This window comes from Ideonella sp. A 288 (genome assembly GCF_002198735.1).
Classification (GTDB): Bacteria; Pseudomonadota; Gammaproteobacteria; order Burkholderiales; family Burkholderiaceae_C; genus Pseudaquabacterium.
Map to the genome: position 1 here is coordinate 103145 of NZ_MWLO01000118.1, position 17176 is coordinate 120320.

Sequence of the window (17176 nt, forward strand, 5' to 3'; positions counted from 1 at the left end):
CCGGGCTCATGGCGAGCCCGGTGCAGCCAGCACGCCCATCTCGCGCAGCAGCCGCACGCCCTCGGACGACCGGACGTAGGCGACGAAGGCCTCGGCCGCAGGCGAGCGCAGGCCGCGGCGGTGGACGAAGCCGAACTCCAGCCACAGGGGGTAGCGCCCGGCGCCGACGTTCTGCGGCGACGGCTCGACGCCGTCGAGCGCCAGCGGCACCAGCCGGGTGCGCGCGGCCGCCAGCGCCGAGCGGTTGATGAAGCCCAGGCTGCCGGGAAAACGGTCGAGCAGGTCCAGCATCTGCGGGTCGAGGTGGACGACCTTGACGTGCTCGCCGAAGACGATGGTCGAGAACGGTTCGATCACCCGCTGGATGGACTGCCGCGAGGTGTCGGTCGGTTCGCGGCCGATCGCGCGGATCGGCCCGGGCCGGCCGCCCAGCTCCTGCCAGTTCGCGTATTTTCCTGCATAGATGTCGACGACCTGCGCACGGGTCAGGCCACGCAGCCCGACGCCCGCCCCGCCGACGAAGGCCACCGGGTCACGGCCGATCGGCACGAAGACCAGCCCACGGGACCGTTCGTCGTCCGTCAGGGGCCGGCCGATGCGGCCCAGCACGGCGGTGCCCTCCTGGATGGCGCGCAGTGCGCCGGCCGTGCCGGTGCTGCCGGGGATGACGACGCGGTGCGCCGGCTGGCTGCGGTGGAAGGCATCGGCCAGCACGCGCAGCACCTGCTCGGGGTTGCCGCTGCCGGGCACCACCACTTCGTCGGACCGCGCCGCGGCCGGCAGCAGCGCGACGCACAGGCCGAGCGCCCAGGCCAGGGCCGATCGGACAAACCGCTGGGAAGTCATCATCGGGTCTCGCTCGATCGGGGTGGACGCCAGGGTCATGCCAGGCTCGACTCGACCGGCGCCACCACGCCCTGGTCGGCACCCGAGGATGCCCCCCGGCCGATGGCGGCCTCGAAACGACGCACCTGCGCGCGCAGGCAGGGCAGCGCGCCCGCATCGGGCGGCGCCCCGCGCCGCAGCGCCAGTTCGTGGCGTTCGGCTTCGGCGGCCAGCGCCAGGGCACCCACCTGGCCGGCCGAGGATTTCAAGGTGTGCATCAGTCGCGCATGGGTGGCGGTGTCGCCGCGGGCCAGGCTGTCCTCGAGCGTGGCCAGCGTGCCCGCCAGGCTCTCGGCAAACAGGGCCAGCAGCGCATCGGCGCAGCCTGGATCGGACCCGTCGGCCACCATGGGCAGGCTGGCCAGCAGCGAAGGGTCGTAGGCCGGCGGGTCGCCGGCCTCGGCCGGCAGGCCCTGCGGCGACGGGGCGGCCGTCGGCCCATCGGCCGAGGCCGTGTCGACGGGTGGCGGCGACGGCGGCAGATCACCTGCATCGCGCACCGGCCGCTGGCCGGCCCAGCGCGACACCATCTCGGTGAGCTGCGCGGCGAGCACCGGTTTGGTGAGGAAATCGTCCATGCCGGCGGCCAGGCAGGCGTCGCGGTCCTCGGCAAAGGCATTGGCGGTCAGCGCGATCACCGGCGCCTCGCGGTTCAAGGCACCCGCTTCGCCGGCGCGCAGGCGACGCGTCACCTCGAGCCCGTCCATGTCGGGCATCTGCCAGTCCATCAGCACGGCATCGAAGGGCACCTCGGACAGCAGCAGCAGCGCGCCGTGCCCGTGCGATGCCACCTGGCAACGGAAGCCGGCATGCGCCAGCATCGAGCGCACGACCGACTGGTTGATCTCGTCGTCCTCGACCACCAGCACCAGCCTGCCGGGCGCGGCGCCGCCGGCCTGCGGCGCGCCGTGGTCGGCCGGCAGCGGTGCCAGGCCGCGGCCTTCGGCCAGACGGCTGACCATGGCCGAGCGCAGCAAGGGGCGCGCCACCGGCCGAGGCACGCCGGCGGCGTCGCAGGCCATGGCTTCGGCGGCCACGGCTGCACCGCCCATCGGGATGACGTGGGCGGCATCCAGCCAGGGCCGCGCCTGCGACAGCAGGGCCCGGCCCTCGGGGGTGTCGGTGGCCACCATGACCCAGGGGGCGCGACCGCGGCCGTCGGGCTGGGCCACGAAGCGCCGCAGCGATTCGAGGTCGGCACAGGCCTGCTCGACGCAGCCCAGCCGGTGCAGCAGCGCCGCCAGCGCCCTGGCGCTGGGCGGGTGCGGCTCGAACCAGGCCACGCGCAGGCCCAGCGGGGCCGGCGTGGCCGGCGGCGCGACCACCGGCGGCAGCGGCAGCCACAGCGTGAAGGTCGAGCCCTGCCCATGGACCGAGCTCACCTCGATGTGCCCGCCCATCAATTGCACCAGTTCGCGGCAGATGGTCAGGCCCAGGCCGCTGCCGCCGAAACGGCGCGTGGTCGACTCGTCGCCCTGCTGGAAGGGCGCAAAGATGGCGGCCAGGGCCTGGGCCTCGATGCCGATGCCGGTGTCGCGCACGTCGATGCGCAGTTCGTCCGGCGACCGGCCGGGCTGCACCTCGACGACCACCTCGCCCCGGGCAGTGAACTTGACGGCATTGCCCAGCAGGTTGAGCAGCAGCTGGCGCAGCCGGTGGCCGTCGCCGCGTCGCCACGGCGCCAGGCCGGGGTCGATGATGCAGTCCAGCCGCAGGCCCTTGGCCACCGCCACCGCCGCCGACGACATGACCGCCGCATCGACGCATTCGCCGAGGTTGAAATCTTCCTCGGTGAGGCGCAGCGCGCCGGCCTCGATGCGCGCCAGGTCGAGCACGCCCTCGATGAGGCCGAGCAGGTTGGTGCCGCTGGTGCGGATGATGCCCACCAGCTCGGCGCGCCGGTCGGCGTCGGCGCCCTGGGCCTGCAGCAGCTGGGCGGCGCCGATGACGCCGTTCAGCGGACTGCGCAGCTCGTGGCTCATGTTGGACAGAAAGCGCGTCTTGGCCAGCGACGCGGCCTCGGCCAGGCGGCGCGCGTCCTGGCTGTCGCGGGCCTGCTGCTGCAGTTCGCGGTTGACCACCGACAGCGCCTGGCCGCGCCGCTGCACCTCGTCGAGCATGCGGTTGAAGGCCTGCACCGCCACGCCCACCTCGTCGGCGCCGGACGGCAGCAGGCGGCGCTCGAAGTGCTGGTCGCGGGCGATGGCGGTGGCCGTCTCGGCCAGGGCCACCACCGGCGCGGTGAGGCGGCGCGCCAGGCGCCGCGAGATCAGCACCGCCAGCACCAGCGCGGCCAGCGCGCCGCCCACCGCCGCCGCGGCCTGCTGGCGCAGGCCATGCAACACCTCGCCGAGATCGATGTGCAGCGTGACCCACCCCAGCTCCTCGGTGTCGGCATTGGCACGGATCGGCTCGCTCACCTGCAGCCAGCCGGCCCACAGGCCGCCGGCCTCGTCGACACCTTGGTCCCGCTGCTCGCCGAAGCTGTACAGCGGTCCGCCCGCCGCATCGACCACCCACGCGCCGGTGACCTGCGGGCGTGCCTTCAGCACGGCCACGGCCTCGCGGATGCCGGCATCGTCGACGAAGGCCACCGGCGCCTGCAGCGCGAAGGCCAGCGAACGCACGTTCTCGCGCGCGTCCTCGCGGGCGTGGGCCTCGGCGCTCCACCAGGCGATGACCAGCATGGCCGCCGCCACGAACAGCGCCGCCAGCCCCGCGCTCAGCGCCAGCACCACCGCCAGCTTGAAGGCCAGCGGCCGGTCGTGCCATCGGGCGTGGGGGGTCGCGATCATTCCTTCACCTGCCGTGCCAGCTTGAGCACCTGGCTGGACAGACCCAGCTGCGCCTGCCGCACGGGCCCCAGGTTGACGTCGAAGCGCAGCGCGTCGTTGACCACCACCAGCTCCACCATGCCGCCGTGTGCGAGGAAGCCCTCGCCATCGCCGATGGTCAGCGTGGCGCCGCCCTGGCAGGCCCGGACCAGTTCGGCCCCGCGGTCGGCGCTGGCGTGCACGTACAGCACATCGCAGCCCTGCACGGGCGGTGCCTTCTGCAGCACGATGCGGCGGCCGTTGACCAGCTTGCCTTCGAGTTCGCCGAAGGCCTGCTCGAAGGCTGCATCGCGGTGCGCCAGGCACAGCCGCAGGGGCTCGCTGGCCGCCGCAGCCGGCCGCTGCGCGAAGCGCGCCAGGTTCAGTGCCAGGCGCGCCTTCACCATCAGCTCCTGCGAGGGCTGCGCCGCTGCCATGCAGGGCAGCCATGCCACGCCCAGCAGCAGGCAGAACGACAGGCGGGTCATGTCAGCGCCACCCGGCCATCTGACCGCGCCGCGCGAAGGCCCTTCGGCTCGGGCGCGTGGCAGCGAACACCATGCGCTGGCGCTGGTGCGATGTCGGCGGGCACGGGGCTCGCATCGGTGCGCTCAGAAGGCCAGGCCCCAGCGCAGCGCCAGGCTGCGGCCGTCCTGCTCGATGCGGTCGCCGACGAACTCCGGGCCCGACGGGTCGGCGGTGCGGCGGTTGCCGAGGTTGTACAGGCTGGCGGCCAACGACCAGGCGCGGCCGGGCGGGTCCCACAGCACGGTGGCGTTGGCCAGCCAGTGCGCGGGCAGCGTGGCACCGGCCAGCGTCAGCCGGGGGCCCAGGCCTTGCAGTTCCAGGCCCAGGCGCAGCGGCCAGCCCGCCACGGGCGCGGTGCCGTGCAGCTTGGCCAGCCAGCGCGGCGAGTTCGACACCGCCTGCCCGCCCTCGCCGGTGACGCGCTGGCCGGTCCAGCTACCACGCAGACGCCACCCGGCGGCCGCCAGGTACTCGGCCTCCGCCTCCACGCCGCGCGACGTGGCCGCGCCGACATTGCGATAGATCAGCAGCCCGGTCTCGGCGTTGTCGACCTGCTCGATCATGTCGGTGACACGGTTGCGGAACCACGACGCCGACACGCGCAGGCGCTCGGTGGCACGCCAGTCGATCACCACTTCGCGCGAATCCACCTGCTCGCGGCGCAAGGCCTCGTTCCAGGGCCGTCCGTCGGCCTCGGGGGCGCGCTCGTAGACGTTGGGCTCGCGGTAGGCCGTGCCGGCCAGCAGCTTGGCCACGAGCCCGGGCGCCGCTTGCCACAGCAGCGACAGGCGCGGCGTGCTGTGCCACGAACCGCTGCTTTCGCGGTCCAGGCGCACGCCCAGGCCCAGCCGCAGGCCGGGGTTCAGCGCGATCTCGTCGTTGACGAACAGGCCCAGTCGCGTGCCCGTGCTCAGCGACCCGCTGTCCGAGACCTCGGGCTCGAGCACCGTGTTCGAGATGGCCTGCCGGAAGTTGCGCTGCACGTCCACGCCCGCCAGCACCAGGTGCGCGCCGCCCAGGCGCAGCGTGCGCCGCAGTTCTCCCTGCAACCAGCGGCCCTGGTTGCGGTAGGCGGTGAGCAGGCGGTCGGGCTCGTAGCGGCCGATGTCGTGGTAGTCGTACTGGCCCAGGCCGGCCTGCGCATGCCAGCCCTCGCCGGCGGCGTCGATCGACTGCCAGGTGCCGCCGACCAGGGTCATGCGGTCGGTCCACACCGCGGATTCGCCGAAGACCAGATCGAACGAGGCGTTCGGGATCTGCTTGCGGCGCTCGGCCGCCAGCGCCGTCAGGGTCCAGGCGCCGCCGGTCCAGCGGGCCATCAGCTTGCGGTCGCGCTCGCCGTCCAGGCCGACGGCGCGGCCGAAGCCCGTGTCGGGGCTGTCGAACTCGGGCAGGTAGAGGTCGCCGCCCGGCCGCGATTCGGCGCTGCCGGCCACCAGCAGCGCGCCGGTGTCGAACTCGCGCGCCAGGCTGAGCTGCAGCTTGCGCCCTCGATCGCTGTCGAGCGTGACCGCCACGGCCCCACCGCGCAGGCTGGCCGCGCTGCGCGTGACCACGTTGATGACGCCGAGCACCGCGTTGGAGCCGTACATCGCCGAGCCGGGACCGGGGATGAACTCGACCCGCTCGATCAGGCCCACGTCGAGCGGGAACTCGCGGCCGATGAGCACCGAGTCGTAGATGTTCTCGTTGGCGCGCATGCCGTCGATCAGCACCAGCAGGCGCGAGCTGTAGTCGCCCGGGCGGCTGAGGCCGCGCACGCCGGCATAGGTGTAGGCCCGGTCGTAGCGCAGGAACACGCCGCGCACGCCGTTCAGCACCTCGCCCAGCGTGCGCCAGCCGAAGCTGCGGATGTCACCCTGGGTCAGCACCGTGGGTGCGGCCGGCGCCTCGGCGGCCGACTGCTTGTACTTGGAGGCGGCGTACACCGGCACGGCCATCAGCTGCTCGAGCTCGTCCAGGCCGGCGTCAGCCTCCTGTGGGACCGGGGCTGCGGCGGCGGACGCGGCCCCGGGGATGGCGAGCACCAGCGCGGTCAGCAGGGCGGCGATCGGCACGAGCCGGCGAAAGGTCGGGGTGGCCACATCGGGCAGGCCGGCAGGTCTCATGCGACCTCCAACGGAAGGGGGACAGGCAGGCGCTGGGCCAGCAGTTCGCGGAACTGTGCTGCGGGCATCGGCCGCGCGTACAGGAAGCCCTGGTGCAGCTGGCAGCCCTGCGCCATCAGGGCCGCGGCCTGGGCATCGGTCTCGACACCCTCGGCCACCACCTTCAGGTCGAGCATGCGCCCGAGCGTGATGATCGAGGCCACCAGCGCGCCGTCCTTGCCGCCGTGCTGCACGTCGCGCACGAAGGAGCGGTCGATCTTCAGCTCGTCGATCGGGAAGCGCTTGAGGTAGCCCAGCGACGAGAAGCCGGTGCCGAAATCGTCCAGCGACAGGCGGAAGCCGCGCGCGCGCAGCGCCTCCAGGCGGGCCACGGCGCGGTCGATGTCGCTCATCAGCAGCGTCTCGGTCACCTCCAGCATCAGCTGGCCCGGCTGCAGGCCGTGGCGGGCGATGCGGGCCGACAGCATGTCGACGAGGTCGTCGGACATGAAACACGGCGTGGCCACGTTCACCGCCACCGGCACCAGCGGCAGGCCGTCGCGGGCCCAGCCGGCGAGCAGGCTGCAAGCCTCTTCGAGCACCCAGTCGGTCAGCGGCAGGATCAGGCCGGTTTCCTCGGCCAGCGGGATGAAATCGACCGGCGGCACCAGGCCGCGCTCGGGGTGCTGCCAGCGCACCAGCGCCTCGGCGCCGACGATGCGCCGACTGGCGGCGTCGACCTTGGGCTGCAGGTGCAGGCGCAGCTCACCATTCCCGATGGCGCGGCGCAGGTCGGCCTCGCGCGCCAACCGGGCGCTGGCCTCGGCGTTCATGGTCTCGTCGAAGAAGCGGTGCCGCGCTCGGCCGGTGCGCTTGGCCTCGTAGAGCGCCTGCTCGGCGAAGCGCACCAGCTCTGCCGGTTCGCGCGCGTCGCGCGGGAACAGCGAGATGCCGATGCTGGCGGTGACCTGCACGTCGCGGCCCGCCAGGTGGATGGGTTCGGCCACCGCCTGCAGCAGGCGCTGCGCGGCACCGGCGGCATGTTCGGCGCGGTCGAGGTCGACCAGCATCACGGTGAAGGCATTCGCCCCCAGGCGCGCCAGCACCTCGACGTGCCCGCCGTGCCGCCCGATGGCGGTGAGGTCGGCCCCGCGCGTGCCGGCTTGCAGGCGCTCGGCGATGACCCGCAGCACGCGGTCGCCGCCCTCGTGGCCGATGGCATCGTTGACGCTCTTGAAGCGGTCGATGTCGAGCTGCAGCACCGCGCACAGGCTGTCGCTGCGCCGCGCCTGCTCGAGCGCCGGCGCCGCCAGTTCGAGGAAGAAGTCGCGGTTGGGCAGGCCCGTCAGCGTGTCGTGCAGCGCCAGGTGGCGGATCTGCCGCTCGGCCTCGACCCGGTCGGTGATGTCCTGCGTGATGCCCTCGGCGGCCACCTGCCGGCCGTGCACGTCGCGCACCGGCGCGGCCTGCTCGAAGACCGTGCGGGCCACGCCGTCGAAGCGCTCGACCTGGAACACCAGCTGGTACGGCATCCCTTCGTTCTGCAGGCGCTCGCGGGCCTGGCGCACGCGCTCGCGGTCGAAGTCGCGCACCCGCTCCAGGAAGGCGTCGGCCGACGCGCACTGCATGGCCTCGGCCGGCGCGCCGAAGATGCGGGCCAGTTCTTCCGAACAGCCCATCTGGCCGCCGACGCGCAGTTCCCAGTTGCCCATGTGGGCCATGCGCTGCGCGCGGGCCAGGCTGTCGCCGCTGCGCCGCATCGCGTCCGCTGCTGCGGCCGAGCGCAGGCCGTAGCGCACGCGGTGGGCCAGCAGCACCCACTGGATGGGCTTGGTGATGAAGTCGGTGGCGCCGGCCTCGTAGGCGCGGTCGATCGACTCGGTGTCGTTCAGGCCGGTGAGCATCAGCACCGGCACGCGCGCGCCGCCGGGCAGGCGGCGCAGGCGGCGGCAGGTCTCGAAGCCGTCGATGCCCGCCATCAGCACGTCGAGCAGGACCAGGTCGAAGGGCGTAGCCTCGAAGACCGAGAGCGCCTGCTCCCCGCTGTCGGCCTCGACGATGTCGAATCCCGCATGCCTCAGCGTGCGGGCGGCCATGCCGCGCAGCAGACAGTCGTCGTCCACCACGAGCAGGCGGGAACCAGCCGGGACAGGATTCATCGGGTGCAGCCTCTTGGGGTCATCGGTCGTGGGGCACCGCAGCCGGCCGGGCGGTGGCCGCCGACTGCGGTCCGATGACGCTCCCCCGGCAGGACTCGGCCCTGCGTTCCCCAGTTTCGGCCACCATTCCAGGCGGCTTGAGCCGATGAAGGGCGCCGATCGGCCCTTGTTCACGCTGCGACGGGCCGAATCGGGCCCAATCGGGCCCGTCGGGCCCGGGATGCCGTCCCGGCGCGGCGTTCAGCCGGCGGCGAAGAAGCGCTCGACCAGCCCGAAGTGCTCGGGCGTGTTCAGCGCCGGCGCGTGGCCGCAGTCGGGCAGCGTGACGACCACCGCCCGCGGGCCGCGGCTGCGCATGGCCTCGGCCACCTCGGGCAGCAGCAGGTCGCTGGTGGCGCCGCGCAGCACCAGCACCGGGATGTCCAGGCTGTCCCAGGCCGGCCACTGGTCGTAGTCGTCGGGGTGGGCGGTGAACTGGCGCACCATCGCCGGGTCGTAGTGCGGCGTCACCCGCCCGTCGGGCAGCCGGCGCATGCTGGACTCAGTCAGCCGGCGCCACTGCACGTCGCTCAGCCAGCCGTAGGGCTTGTAGACAGTGCGGAAGTACTGTTCCAGCTCGCCCATGGTGTCGAAGGCCGGCGGGCTGCCGGCATAGCTGCGGATGCGCTCGACCGCCGGCTTCGCCAGCTCGGGACCGATGTCGTTGAGCACCAGGCGGCGGATGCGGCCGCGCAGCGGGCCGGCGGCCGCGTGCAGGCCGATGGCCCCGCCCATCGACGTGCCCAGCCAGCGGCACTGCGAGATGCCCAGCTGGTCGAGCAGCGATTCGGCCAGGCGCGTGTAGAACGCCAGGCAGTACTCGTCGTCGGGCGCCGGGCTCCACTGCGACAGGCCCCGGCCCAGCGTGTCCGGGCAGATGACGCGGTAGCGGCTGGACAGGTGCGCGGCGATGTCGTCCATGTCGCGCCCGGTGCGCGCCAGGCCGTGCCAGGCGATGACCACCTCGTGGTGCGAGGCACCCCATTCGGTGACGTGGAGTTCTCGGCCTGCGCAGCGCAGGTAGCGGGAGGCGAAGCTCATCGCGGTGGCACCCGGGTCGCGGTCAGTCGGGCACGGACAGCGTCGTGCCGCTCATCGTGATGGCGTCGGCGTTCTGCGGCGCGGCCGAGATGGCCGGCACGTTGGCCGCCGTCAGCGCCGGCGCCGAACCCGGCGTGCCGCCGCGCGGCAGCGTGCGCACCACCTGGCTGGGCGGCAGCGCGGTGCCGTTCTTCAGGTGCGCGTACATCGCGTCGAGCGCACGGAACAGGTACAGGTGCAGCGGCACGTAGCGCGTGTCGTAGCCGGGCAGCACTGCCGGCAGGCCGATGAAGCCGTCGAAGTGCTGGGCATTGGCCACCTCGATGTACGACAGCTTGCTGTTGGCACCTTCCACGGTCTTGCTCATCGCGGTGTAGGGCCGCGAGGTGTGGTTGACCGGCAGCAGCGCGTCGTCACGCCCGTGCACGATCAGTGCCGGCTTGCCGCCCAGGCGGCCGCTGCGGCGGGTTTCGTCGACGCCCGCCTGCAGCGCCCGCGCGGTGGGGCCGGTGCCGCCGATCAGGTCGCGCAGGCACAGCGCGCCGTCGAGGTTGAAATCCTGCACCAGCGTGGACGGCGAGAACGAGAACAGGTCGCGCAGCGGCGCGCCCGGGCTCAGGTTGTTGATCAGTTGCACGCCGGCCGACGGCGGCACGCCGTTGCCGGTGGCGAACAGCGGCAGCACCGCCGCCGTGGCCAGCGCCGTGGGCACGCCCTGCGGGGTGGTGGCGCCGAAGCTGTAGCCGCACAGGTGGTCCTTGACGCTGGCGCGGGACAGCGCGTTGGCGAAGGTGACGCTCACCGCCGAGGCGATCTCGAAGGCCGCGTGCGACGCGTGCAGCACCGCCGCCTCGGGCTCCCAGCCGTAGTCGCGCAGCTTCTGCAGCGCCTCGTCGGCCTGGGCCGTCGTGGTGCTGGCGGTGAGCAGGCCCTTGGCCTTCAGCGACGCGCAGCGGTTGGTGGCGAAGGCCGTGACGACGAAGGCCGCGCCCGGCGTGCCGGCCACCTGCGGCGACAGCGCGGCGCAGCTTTGGTAAAGGTTGGCGTAGGTGGTGAAGTCGACCAGCGTCTTGCCGATGGTGGGCTGCGCGGTGATGCCGCGGCGCACCGTCACGCCCGGGTTGGGCGGCATCTCGATGGCCGGCTCGGCCACCGCCACGCCGTCGATCAGGCCGGCGCGGTCGATCTCGGCCGCGGCGATGGCAGCGCCGCCGCCGTTGGACACGCTGGAGGCGATGACGATGGTGTTCTCGGGCCGGATGCGGCGCTCGTGCGCGCCGGTGACCAGCGTCTGGCCGTAGCGCTCGTTGAGCACCCAGAACGCGAACTCCACCGCCTGCAGCGTGAAGTTGCCCCAATCCTTCTCGGGGTTGCGCTGCGAGTGGGCGTGCTTGAAGGCAAAGCGGTTCGGCGTGGCGGCGTTGAAGGCCGTCAGGTCGGTGGCCGACAGCGCGGCGCGGAAGGCCGCCTGCGCGCCGGCGGTGGCCGACGCGCTGCGCGTACCGTCGATCAGCGGCACGGTGTCGGCCGCCAGGTCGTGCGGCGCGCTGCCGGTGCCCTTGTCGGTGTAGGCCACGGCGCAGCCGCGCTTCAGGCCCCATTCGCCGGTGGAGATGGCGCCGTAGACGCCGCGCGAGCCCGACGAGGTGGCGGTGACGATGCAGGGCTGCGCGGGGTCGAAGCCGGCCGGCACCTGCACCATCAGCGTGACGTTGCGCTGGCCGCTGCCGTCGTCGCTGAAGGTGATGGTCTCGGTGCCGGCGATGCGGCCTTCGCCGCTGCCGACCACGCCGGCCGCGTCGACGTTGGGGCCGTAGAACACGCCGTAGCCGCCGTTGGTGGTGGTGTCGACCAGCCCGCGGTAGCTGCTGTGGATGGCCAGCCGGCGCAGCTCGGCCGCGGTGGGCACGGCCGACAGCGTGGGCGCCACGGCCGAGGCCAGGCCGCTGCGGCCCAGGCCGGCGGTGAGCAGGTCGTCGGTGACGCCGTCGTAGGTGGTGGTCTTCACCGTGCCCACGAAGCTCGGCTTGACGCTGACCTCGACCGAATCGCCGCCGCCGCAGGCGCCGAGGGCCAGGGAGGCGGCCAGCGCCACGGCCACGATCGGCGGGCGGGGCGGCGTGAGCATGCGGATGGGCAGGTGCGGTGCGTCGTGGGTCATCGGGTCTCTCCTCGTGGTCATGTCATTTGTTCGATGGCGCCGGTGCCATCGCGCGCAAGCGGCCCACCACCCCGGCGGGGAAGTGGTACACCGACAGCACGAACAGCACGCCCAGCCACAGCAGCCAGCGGTCGGGCGAGACCAGCTGCCCCAGCACGGGCACGCCGTCGAGCGCGCCGCCGGCCAGCTTCAGCAGGTCTTGCAGGTAGTTCTGGGCCAGCACGAACAGCACCGAGCCGATCACCGCGCCGTACATCGTGCCCATGCCGCCGATCACGACGATGAGCAGGATGTCGAGCATGATCTCGAAGCTCAGCGTGGTGTCGGGCCCGGTGTAGCGCAGCCACAGCGCCAGCAGCACGCCGGCCAGGGTGGCGAACAGCGCCGCCAGCACGTTGCCGAGCGTGCGGTACACCACCGTGCGGAAGCCGATGGCCTCTGCGCGGAAGTCGTTCTCGCGGATGGCCTGCAGCACGCGGCCGAAGGGCGAATTGACGATGCGCAGCATGGCCAGGAACAGCACCACCGCGGCCACGAACAGCAGGTAGTAGGCCACCAGCTTGCCGTCGACCGCCACCCCGAGCAGCGGCTGCTCGAAGGGCTCGAAGCTGGGTGACAGCCATTCGGGGTTCTTGAAGGTGAGGCCGTCCTCGCCGCCGGTGAAGTCGCTCAGTTGCGACGCCAGGGTCTGGAAGGCCGTGGCCACCGCCAGCGTGATCATCGCGTAGAAGATGGCCTTCACGCGCAGCGAGAACAGGCCGATCACCAGCGACAGCACCAGCGACACCGCCAGCGCCGCGGCGGTGCCGGCGGCCACCGCCGGCCAGCCCTCACCCAGCCGCGTGCTGGCGATGGCCACGCCATAGGCGCCGATGCCGAAGAACATGGTGTGCGCGAAGCTCACGATGCCGGTGTAGCCCAGCAGCAGGTCGTAGCTGGCCACCAGCACGATGAACACCAGCATCTTGGCCGCCACGCCCAGCGCCTTGCTGCCGGGGAACAGGAACGGGGCCAGCGCCAGGCCGACCACCACGAGCACCAGCGCCAGCGCCAGCAGGCGGCTGCGCGGCAGGTCGTGCGAAAGGAGTCTGGCGATCATGGCTCAGCGATTCGTCACGGGATAGAGCCCCTGCGGGCGCCACAGCAGCACCGCCACCATCAGGCCGATGTTGGAGAACAGGGCCACCTTGGGGGCCAGGAAGCCGGTGTAGTTGGCCATCAGCCCCACCAGCAGCGCGCCGACGAAGCAGCCCAGCGTGCTGCCCAGCCCGCCGATGATGATGACGATGAAGATGAGCACGTTGACCTGCGCGCCCATCTGCGGCGTGACGCTCTGCTGGTACAGGCCCCACAGCACGCCGCCCAGCCCGGCCAGCGCGCTGCCCGCGGCGAACACGCCGACGAACAGTCGCCGGATGCGGTAGCCCAGCGACTCGACCATCTCGCGGTCTTGCACGCCGGCGCGGATGAGCAGTCCGAGCTTGGTGCGGTTGAGCGTGAACAGCAGCACCGCCAGCACCAGCGCGCCGATGCCGGCGGCGAGCACGCGGTACTTCTCGATGGCGGCATCGCCGACGAACCACGAGCCGCGCAGCAGTTCGGGCAGCGGCATCGGGATCTGCAGCGGGCCCCAGACGACCTTGATCAGCTCTTCGCCGACGATCATGCCGCCCATGGTGATGAGGATCTGCTTGAGGTGCAGGCCGTACACCGGCCGCACCAGCAGCCGCTCGAACACCCAGCCCAGCGCCCCGGCCACGGCCATCGCGGCCAGCATGCTGACGAAGACGATGCCCAGCGCCGCCGGCCCCGAGGCCGACTCCAGCCCGCCGAAGCCGGCGTAGACGCTGGTGGCCACGAAGGCGCCGAGCGCGATGAACACGCCGTGGCCGAAGTTCAGCACGTCCATCAGGCCGAACACCAGCGTCAGGCCCGAGGCGATGACGAAGATGATCATGCCCATCGCCAGGCCGGCCACGGTGAGCGTGAGCCAGGTGGCGGGCGAACCCACCAGCGGCAGCGCCAGGCCCAGCACCGCGGCCAGCAGCGCCAGCGGGCGCCAGTCGAATTCGGCCTTCGGCACCGCGCTGGGCACGGTGCTGCCGGCGGTGGTGGTGGCGGTGGTCATTGGTGCACTCCCAGCGACAGGCCCAGCAGCCGCTGCTGCAGCGACTCGTCCTCGGCCAGTTCGCGCATGGCACCGGCGTGCACGACGCGGCCGTTGTCCATCACCGCCACGCGGTCGCCCAGCGCGCGGGCCATCATGAAGTTCTGCTCCACCAGCACGATGGTGGTGCGCTGGCGCTTGAGCTCGTTGAAGGCGGTGATCAGGTTCTGGATGATCGCCGGTGCCAGGCCCTTGCTGGGCTCGTCGATCAGCAGCAGCGCACGCGGCTCGCAGATGGCGCGGGCCACGGCCAGCATCTGCTTCTGGCCGCCGCTGAGCTTGCCGGCCGGGTACAGCCAGAACTTCTTCAGCGCCGGGAACAGGCCGAAGATCCAGTCGAGCCGCTGCGTGTCCAGTTCGCCGGCATGCCGCGCGGCGCGGGCCGCCAGCACCATGTTCTCCTTCACCGTCAGGTCGGTGAAGATGCCCATGTTCTCGGGCACGTAGGCGATGCCCAGGCCGGCGATGCCGGGCGTGTCGGTGGCCTTGATCGACTGGCCGCGGAAACGCACCTCGCCCTGCGTGGCCCTCCACAGGCCCATGATCGTGCGCAGCGTGGTGGTCTTGCCGGCACCGTTGCGGCCCAGCAGCATCGTCACCTCGCCCTCGTGCGCCTCGAAGTCCACGCCGTGCAGGATGTGGTACGCGCCGATGTGCGTATGCACGCCGCGCAGTTCCAACAGCGGTTCGGTCATTGGTGCACCCTACGGCCTGCGGCCGGTCCCGCCAAGCGGGAATGAGCCCCTTCGGGCGGCCGGGCGGGGCTCATGGGTGCACCCTACGGCCTGCGGCCGGTCCCGCCAAGCGGGAATGAGCCCCTTCGGGCGGCCGGGCGGGGCTCATGCCGGCTCTTCCGCTGCGATGCCGAGGTAGGCCTGCTGGACGATCGGCGAGGCGATCACCGCCGCGGGCTCGCCGTCGGCCACCAGCGCGCCGTTGTGCAGCACGATGATGCGGTCGCTCAGTTCGCGCACCACGTCCATCTTGTGCTCGACGAGCAGGATGGTGCTGTCGCGCCGGGCCTTCAGGCCGCGGATCAGGTCGAGGATCACCGGCACCTCGTCGACGCTCATGCCGGCGGTGGGTTCGTCGAACATGAAGACCTTGGGTTGCAGCGCGATGAGCATCGCCACCTCGAGCTTGCGCTGGTCGCCGTGCGGCAGCGCACTGGCCGGCACGTGGCGCTTGTCGGCCAGGCGCACCGAGTCGAGCAGCGACAGCGCCTCGTCGATCCAGGCCTTGCGGTCCGACCAGACGCGCAGCAGGTCCACGCCCCCCCAGCCGCCGCCCTGCCCGCGCCCAGCCTCGCGGGCCTGCACCGCCAGGCGCAGGTTCTCCATCACGCTGAGCATCGGGAACAGCTGCGTCAGCTGGAACGCCCGCCCCAGGCCGCGCCGCGTGCGCAGTGGCGCCGGCAGCGCGGTGATGTCCTCGCCATCGAGCAGCACCCGGCCCTCGCTGGCCGGCAACTGGCCCGAGACGAGGTTGAAGTAGGTGGTCTTGCCCGCGCCGTTGGGCCCGACGATGGCGGTGAGCGTGCCCGGCGCGAACGCGCACGACACGTGGTCCACCGCCACGTGGCCGCCGAAGCGGATGGTCAGGTCGACGGTTTCGAGCATGGGTCGATATGGGGAGCGCAGCACTCAGAGGCGTAGCGAGCGGCCGGCAGCCTAGGCGCGGGAGGACCCGGGGACCGGAATGCACTGGAGGTGCATGAGGATCCCCGGGGGGACCCGCAACGACGGATCCCGGCCGCGCAGTAGCCGATCGATCAGCGCTTGTTGCGGATGGGGACCTGCATCTCCTCGGGCTTGATCTCGCGCACCAGCTCCGGCACGCCCCAGTCGAAGGCCGGGTCCACCTTGATCTTGAAGTGGTACATCGACTGCATGGCCTGGTGGTCTTCCTTGCGGAAGGTCATCTTGCCCTTGGGCGTCTCGAAGCTCATGCCCTCCATCGTGGCGATGAGCTTGTTGGTGTTGGTGTCGCCGCCGGTCTTCTTCAGCGCCTCCACCGCGGCGATGGCCGCGCTCATGCCGCCGGCGGTGAAGAAGTCGGGCGGGCTCTTGAACTGCTTGTAGTGGTTGGCCACCAGCCACTCGTTGACCGGGTTCTTCGGGATGCCGAAGTAGTAGTACAGCGCGCCTTCCATGCCGGGCAGGCGCTTGTACAGCGTCATCGCGGGCAGGATGTTGCCGCCGGTGGCCAGTTCGATGCCGTAGCGCTTGGGCTCCATGTCGATGATCTTGAACGGCACGGCCAGGTTGCCGGCCCAGATGATCGAGATGATCTTGCGGCCCGGCAGGCCCTTCATCTTGTCGAAGATGCGCTGCGCGGCGGCGGTGATGTCGGTGGCGTTCTGCGGCACGTATTCCTCGTGCACCACCTTGGTCTTCTTCAGCGAATCCTTCAGCGCCTTGACGCCGTCGCGGCCGAAGGCGTAGTCCTGCGCCAGCGTGGCGACGCTGACGTTGTCCTTGTCCAGCACGATGGCGTTGGCCAGCGCGTCCTGGCTGCTGCTGCGGCCGGTGCGGAAGATGTACTTGTTCCACTTCTCGCCGGTGATGGCATCGGCCACCGCGGGCTCGACGATCAGGATCTTCTTGTACTCCTCGGCCACCGGCAGCATGGCCAGCGCCACGCCCGAGCCGGTGGTGCCCACCGCGAGGTCGACCTTGTCGTCGCCATAGGCCGCGGCCAGCAGGTTCTTGCCCAGGTCGGGCTTGCCCTGGTCGTCCTTCTCGATGACGACGATCTTCTTGCCGGCCACCGTCATGGTGCCGCCGGTGGCGTAGTCCAGGCCCATCATGAAGCCGGTGACGGTCTGCTTGGCATAGGCCTCGAGCGGGCCGGTCTTGCCGCTGATGAGGGCGATCTTCACCTCGCCCTTGGCCTGGGCCGACACGGTGCCCGGCAGGGCCGCGGCGGCCAGTGCCAGGGAGCTGAGCGCAAGGGCGCGACGGGACATCGACATGTGGTTCTCCTGGGTTTCGCGGGCCGCCGGGCAAGGCCAGCCGGTGGGGGATGGGCCACCGATCGCACGGCCCATGCCATCGCGCACGGGCTTGGTGCAAACCCCGAGTTTTGGCGCTGAATCGGTCCGAAGGGCCGGGTCAGGGACCGTCGGCAGGCCGCCCGATGCCCGATCGGCGGACACCCACCGACGCACCGTCTGTCCTTCGGACGCCTGAAAGCCGGACACCCCAGAGGCCGACGTTCGAAAACCCCGGAGTGACCGTGTCGCAGCGGGACGGTACATTGCGCGGCGGATCACCCCCCGCCCCCTACCCACGGAG

12 protein-coding genes are annotated in these 17176 nt (G+C 71.9%); all 12 read right to left on the bottom strand.

Features of this window, described 5'->3' with window-relative positions; translation table 11 throughout:
* Window positions 1–6 precede the first annotated feature (6 nt).
* Window positions 7–849: a substrate-binding domain-containing protein gene (locus EOINJALH_RS12995; RefSeq protein ID WP_158219748.1), complete on the bottom strand. Its 843-nt coding sequence runs from the start codon at window positions 847–849 to the stop codon at window positions 7–9.
* Between the two features lie 32 nt (window positions 850–881).
* The gene (locus tag EOINJALH_RS13000; RefSeq protein WP_088280786.1) at window positions 882–3680 is read right to left on the bottom strand and encodes an ATP-binding protein; all 2799 of its coding nucleotides are present in this window, start codon (window positions 3678–3680) and stop codon (window positions 882–884) included.
* Window positions 3677–4186 (bottom strand): YfiR family protein, encoded by a 510-nt coding sequence (locus EOINJALH_RS13005; RefSeq protein ID WP_088280787.1) that lies wholly within the window; start codon window positions 4184–4186, stop codon window positions 3677–3679. Before EOINJALH_RS13005 ends, EOINJALH_RS13000 begins: the two co-directional genes overlap by 4 nt.
* Before the next feature lie 123 nt (window positions 4187–4309).
* Entirely contained in the window at window positions 4310–6334 is a 2025-nt protein-coding gene (locus tag EOINJALH_RS13010; protein ID WP_088280788.1) for a TonB-dependent siderophore receptor, read from the bottom strand.
* Entirely contained in the window at window positions 6331–8472 is a 2142-nt protein-coding gene (locus EOINJALH_RS13015) for a bifunctional diguanylate cyclase/phosphodiesterase (protein WP_088280789.1), read from the bottom strand. The genes EOINJALH_RS13010 and EOINJALH_RS13015 overlap by 4 nt, the downstream gene beginning before the upstream one ends.
* Window positions 8473–8712: 240 nt before the next feature.
* Entirely contained in the window at window positions 8713–9552 is an 840-nt protein-coding gene (locus EOINJALH_RS13020) for an alpha/beta fold hydrolase (RefSeq protein WP_088280790.1), read from the bottom strand.
* Window positions 9553–9574: 22 nt separating this feature from the next.
* Window positions 9575–11680, bottom strand: coding sequence for a D-(-)-3-hydroxybutyrate oligomer hydrolase (locus EOINJALH_RS13025; RefSeq protein ID WP_088280799.1), 2106 nt, complete (start codon window positions 11678–11680; stop codon window positions 9575–9577).
* Window positions 11681–11735: 55 nt separating this feature from the next.
* Window positions 11736–12812, bottom strand: coding sequence for a branched-chain amino acid ABC transporter permease (locus tag EOINJALH_RS13030; RefSeq protein WP_088280791.1), 1077 nt, complete (start codon window positions 12810–12812; stop codon window positions 11736–11738).
* Window positions 12813–12815: 3 nt separating this feature from the next.
* On the bottom strand, window positions 12816–13841 hold the full coding sequence (locus EOINJALH_RS13035; RefSeq protein WP_088280792.1) for a branched-chain amino acid ABC transporter permease: 1026 nt from the start codon (window positions 13839–13841) through the stop codon (window positions 12816–12818).
* Window positions 13838–14575, bottom strand: coding sequence for an ABC transporter ATP-binding protein (locus tag EOINJALH_RS13040; protein WP_088280793.1), 738 nt, complete (start codon window positions 14573–14575; stop codon window positions 13838–13840). The genes EOINJALH_RS13035 and EOINJALH_RS13040 overlap by 4 nt, the downstream gene beginning before the upstream one ends.
* Before the next feature lie 144 nt (window positions 14576–14719).
* Window positions 14720–15499, bottom strand: coding sequence for an ABC transporter ATP-binding protein (locus tag EOINJALH_RS13045; RefSeq protein WP_088280794.1), 780 nt, complete (start codon window positions 15497–15499; stop codon window positions 14720–14722).
* A 152-nt stretch (window positions 15500–15651) separates the two neighbouring features.
* Window positions 15652–16848: a substrate-binding domain-containing protein gene (locus EOINJALH_RS13050; RefSeq protein WP_088280800.1), complete on the bottom strand. Its 1197-nt coding sequence runs from the start codon at window positions 16846–16848 to the stop codon at window positions 15652–15654.
* Window positions 16849–17176: the final 328 nt, after the last annotated feature.

What these genes read in the sequence shown, in the direction of transcription:
- EOINJALH_RS12995 (WP_158219748.1), bottom strand. Translation starts at nt 849, where the DNA reads ATGATGACTTCCCAGCGGTTTGTCCGATCGGCCCTGGCCTGGGCGCTC.
- EOINJALH_RS13000 (WP_088280786.1), bottom strand. Translation starts at nt 3,680, where the DNA reads ATGATCGCGACCCCCCACGCCCGATGGCACGACCGGCCGCTGGCCTTC.
- EOINJALH_RS13005 (WP_088280787.1), bottom strand. Translation starts at nt 4,186, where the DNA reads ATGACCCGCCTGTCGTTCTGCCTGCTGCTGGGCGTGGCATGGCTGCCC.
- EOINJALH_RS13010 (WP_088280788.1), bottom strand. Translation starts at nt 6,334, where the DNA reads ATGAGACCTGCCGGCCTGCCCGATGTGGCCACCCCGACCTTTCGCCGG.
- EOINJALH_RS13015 (WP_088280789.1), bottom strand. Translation starts at nt 8,472, where the DNA reads ATGAATCCTGTCCCGGCTGGTTCCCGCCTGCTCGTGGTGGACGACGAC.
- EOINJALH_RS13020 (WP_088280790.1), bottom strand. Translation starts at nt 9,552, where the DNA reads ATGAGCTTCGCCTCCCGCTACCTGCGCTGCGCAGGCCGAGAACTCCAC.
- EOINJALH_RS13025 (WP_088280799.1), bottom strand. Translation starts at nt 11,680, where the DNA reads ATGCTCACGCCGCCCCGCCCGCCGATCGTGGCCGTGGCGCTGGCCGCC.
- EOINJALH_RS13030 (WP_088280791.1), bottom strand. Translation starts at nt 12,812, where the DNA reads ATGATCGCCAGACTCCTTTCGCACGACCTGCCGCGCAGCCGCCTGCTG.
- EOINJALH_RS13035 (WP_088280792.1), bottom strand. Translation starts at nt 13,841, where the DNA reads ATGACCACCGCCACCACCACCGCCGGCAGCACCGTGCCCAGCGCGGTG.
- EOINJALH_RS13040 (WP_088280793.1), bottom strand. Translation starts at nt 14,575, where the DNA reads ATGACCGAACCGCTGTTGGAACTGCGCGGCGTGCATACGCACATCGGC.
- EOINJALH_RS13045 (WP_088280794.1), bottom strand. Translation starts at nt 15,499, where the DNA reads ATGCTCGAAACCGTCGACCTGACCATCCGCTTCGGCGGCCACGTGGCG.
- EOINJALH_RS13050 (WP_088280800.1), bottom strand. Translation starts at nt 16,848, where the DNA reads ATGTCCCGTCGCGCCCTTGCGCTCAGCTCCCTGGCACTGGCCGCCGCG.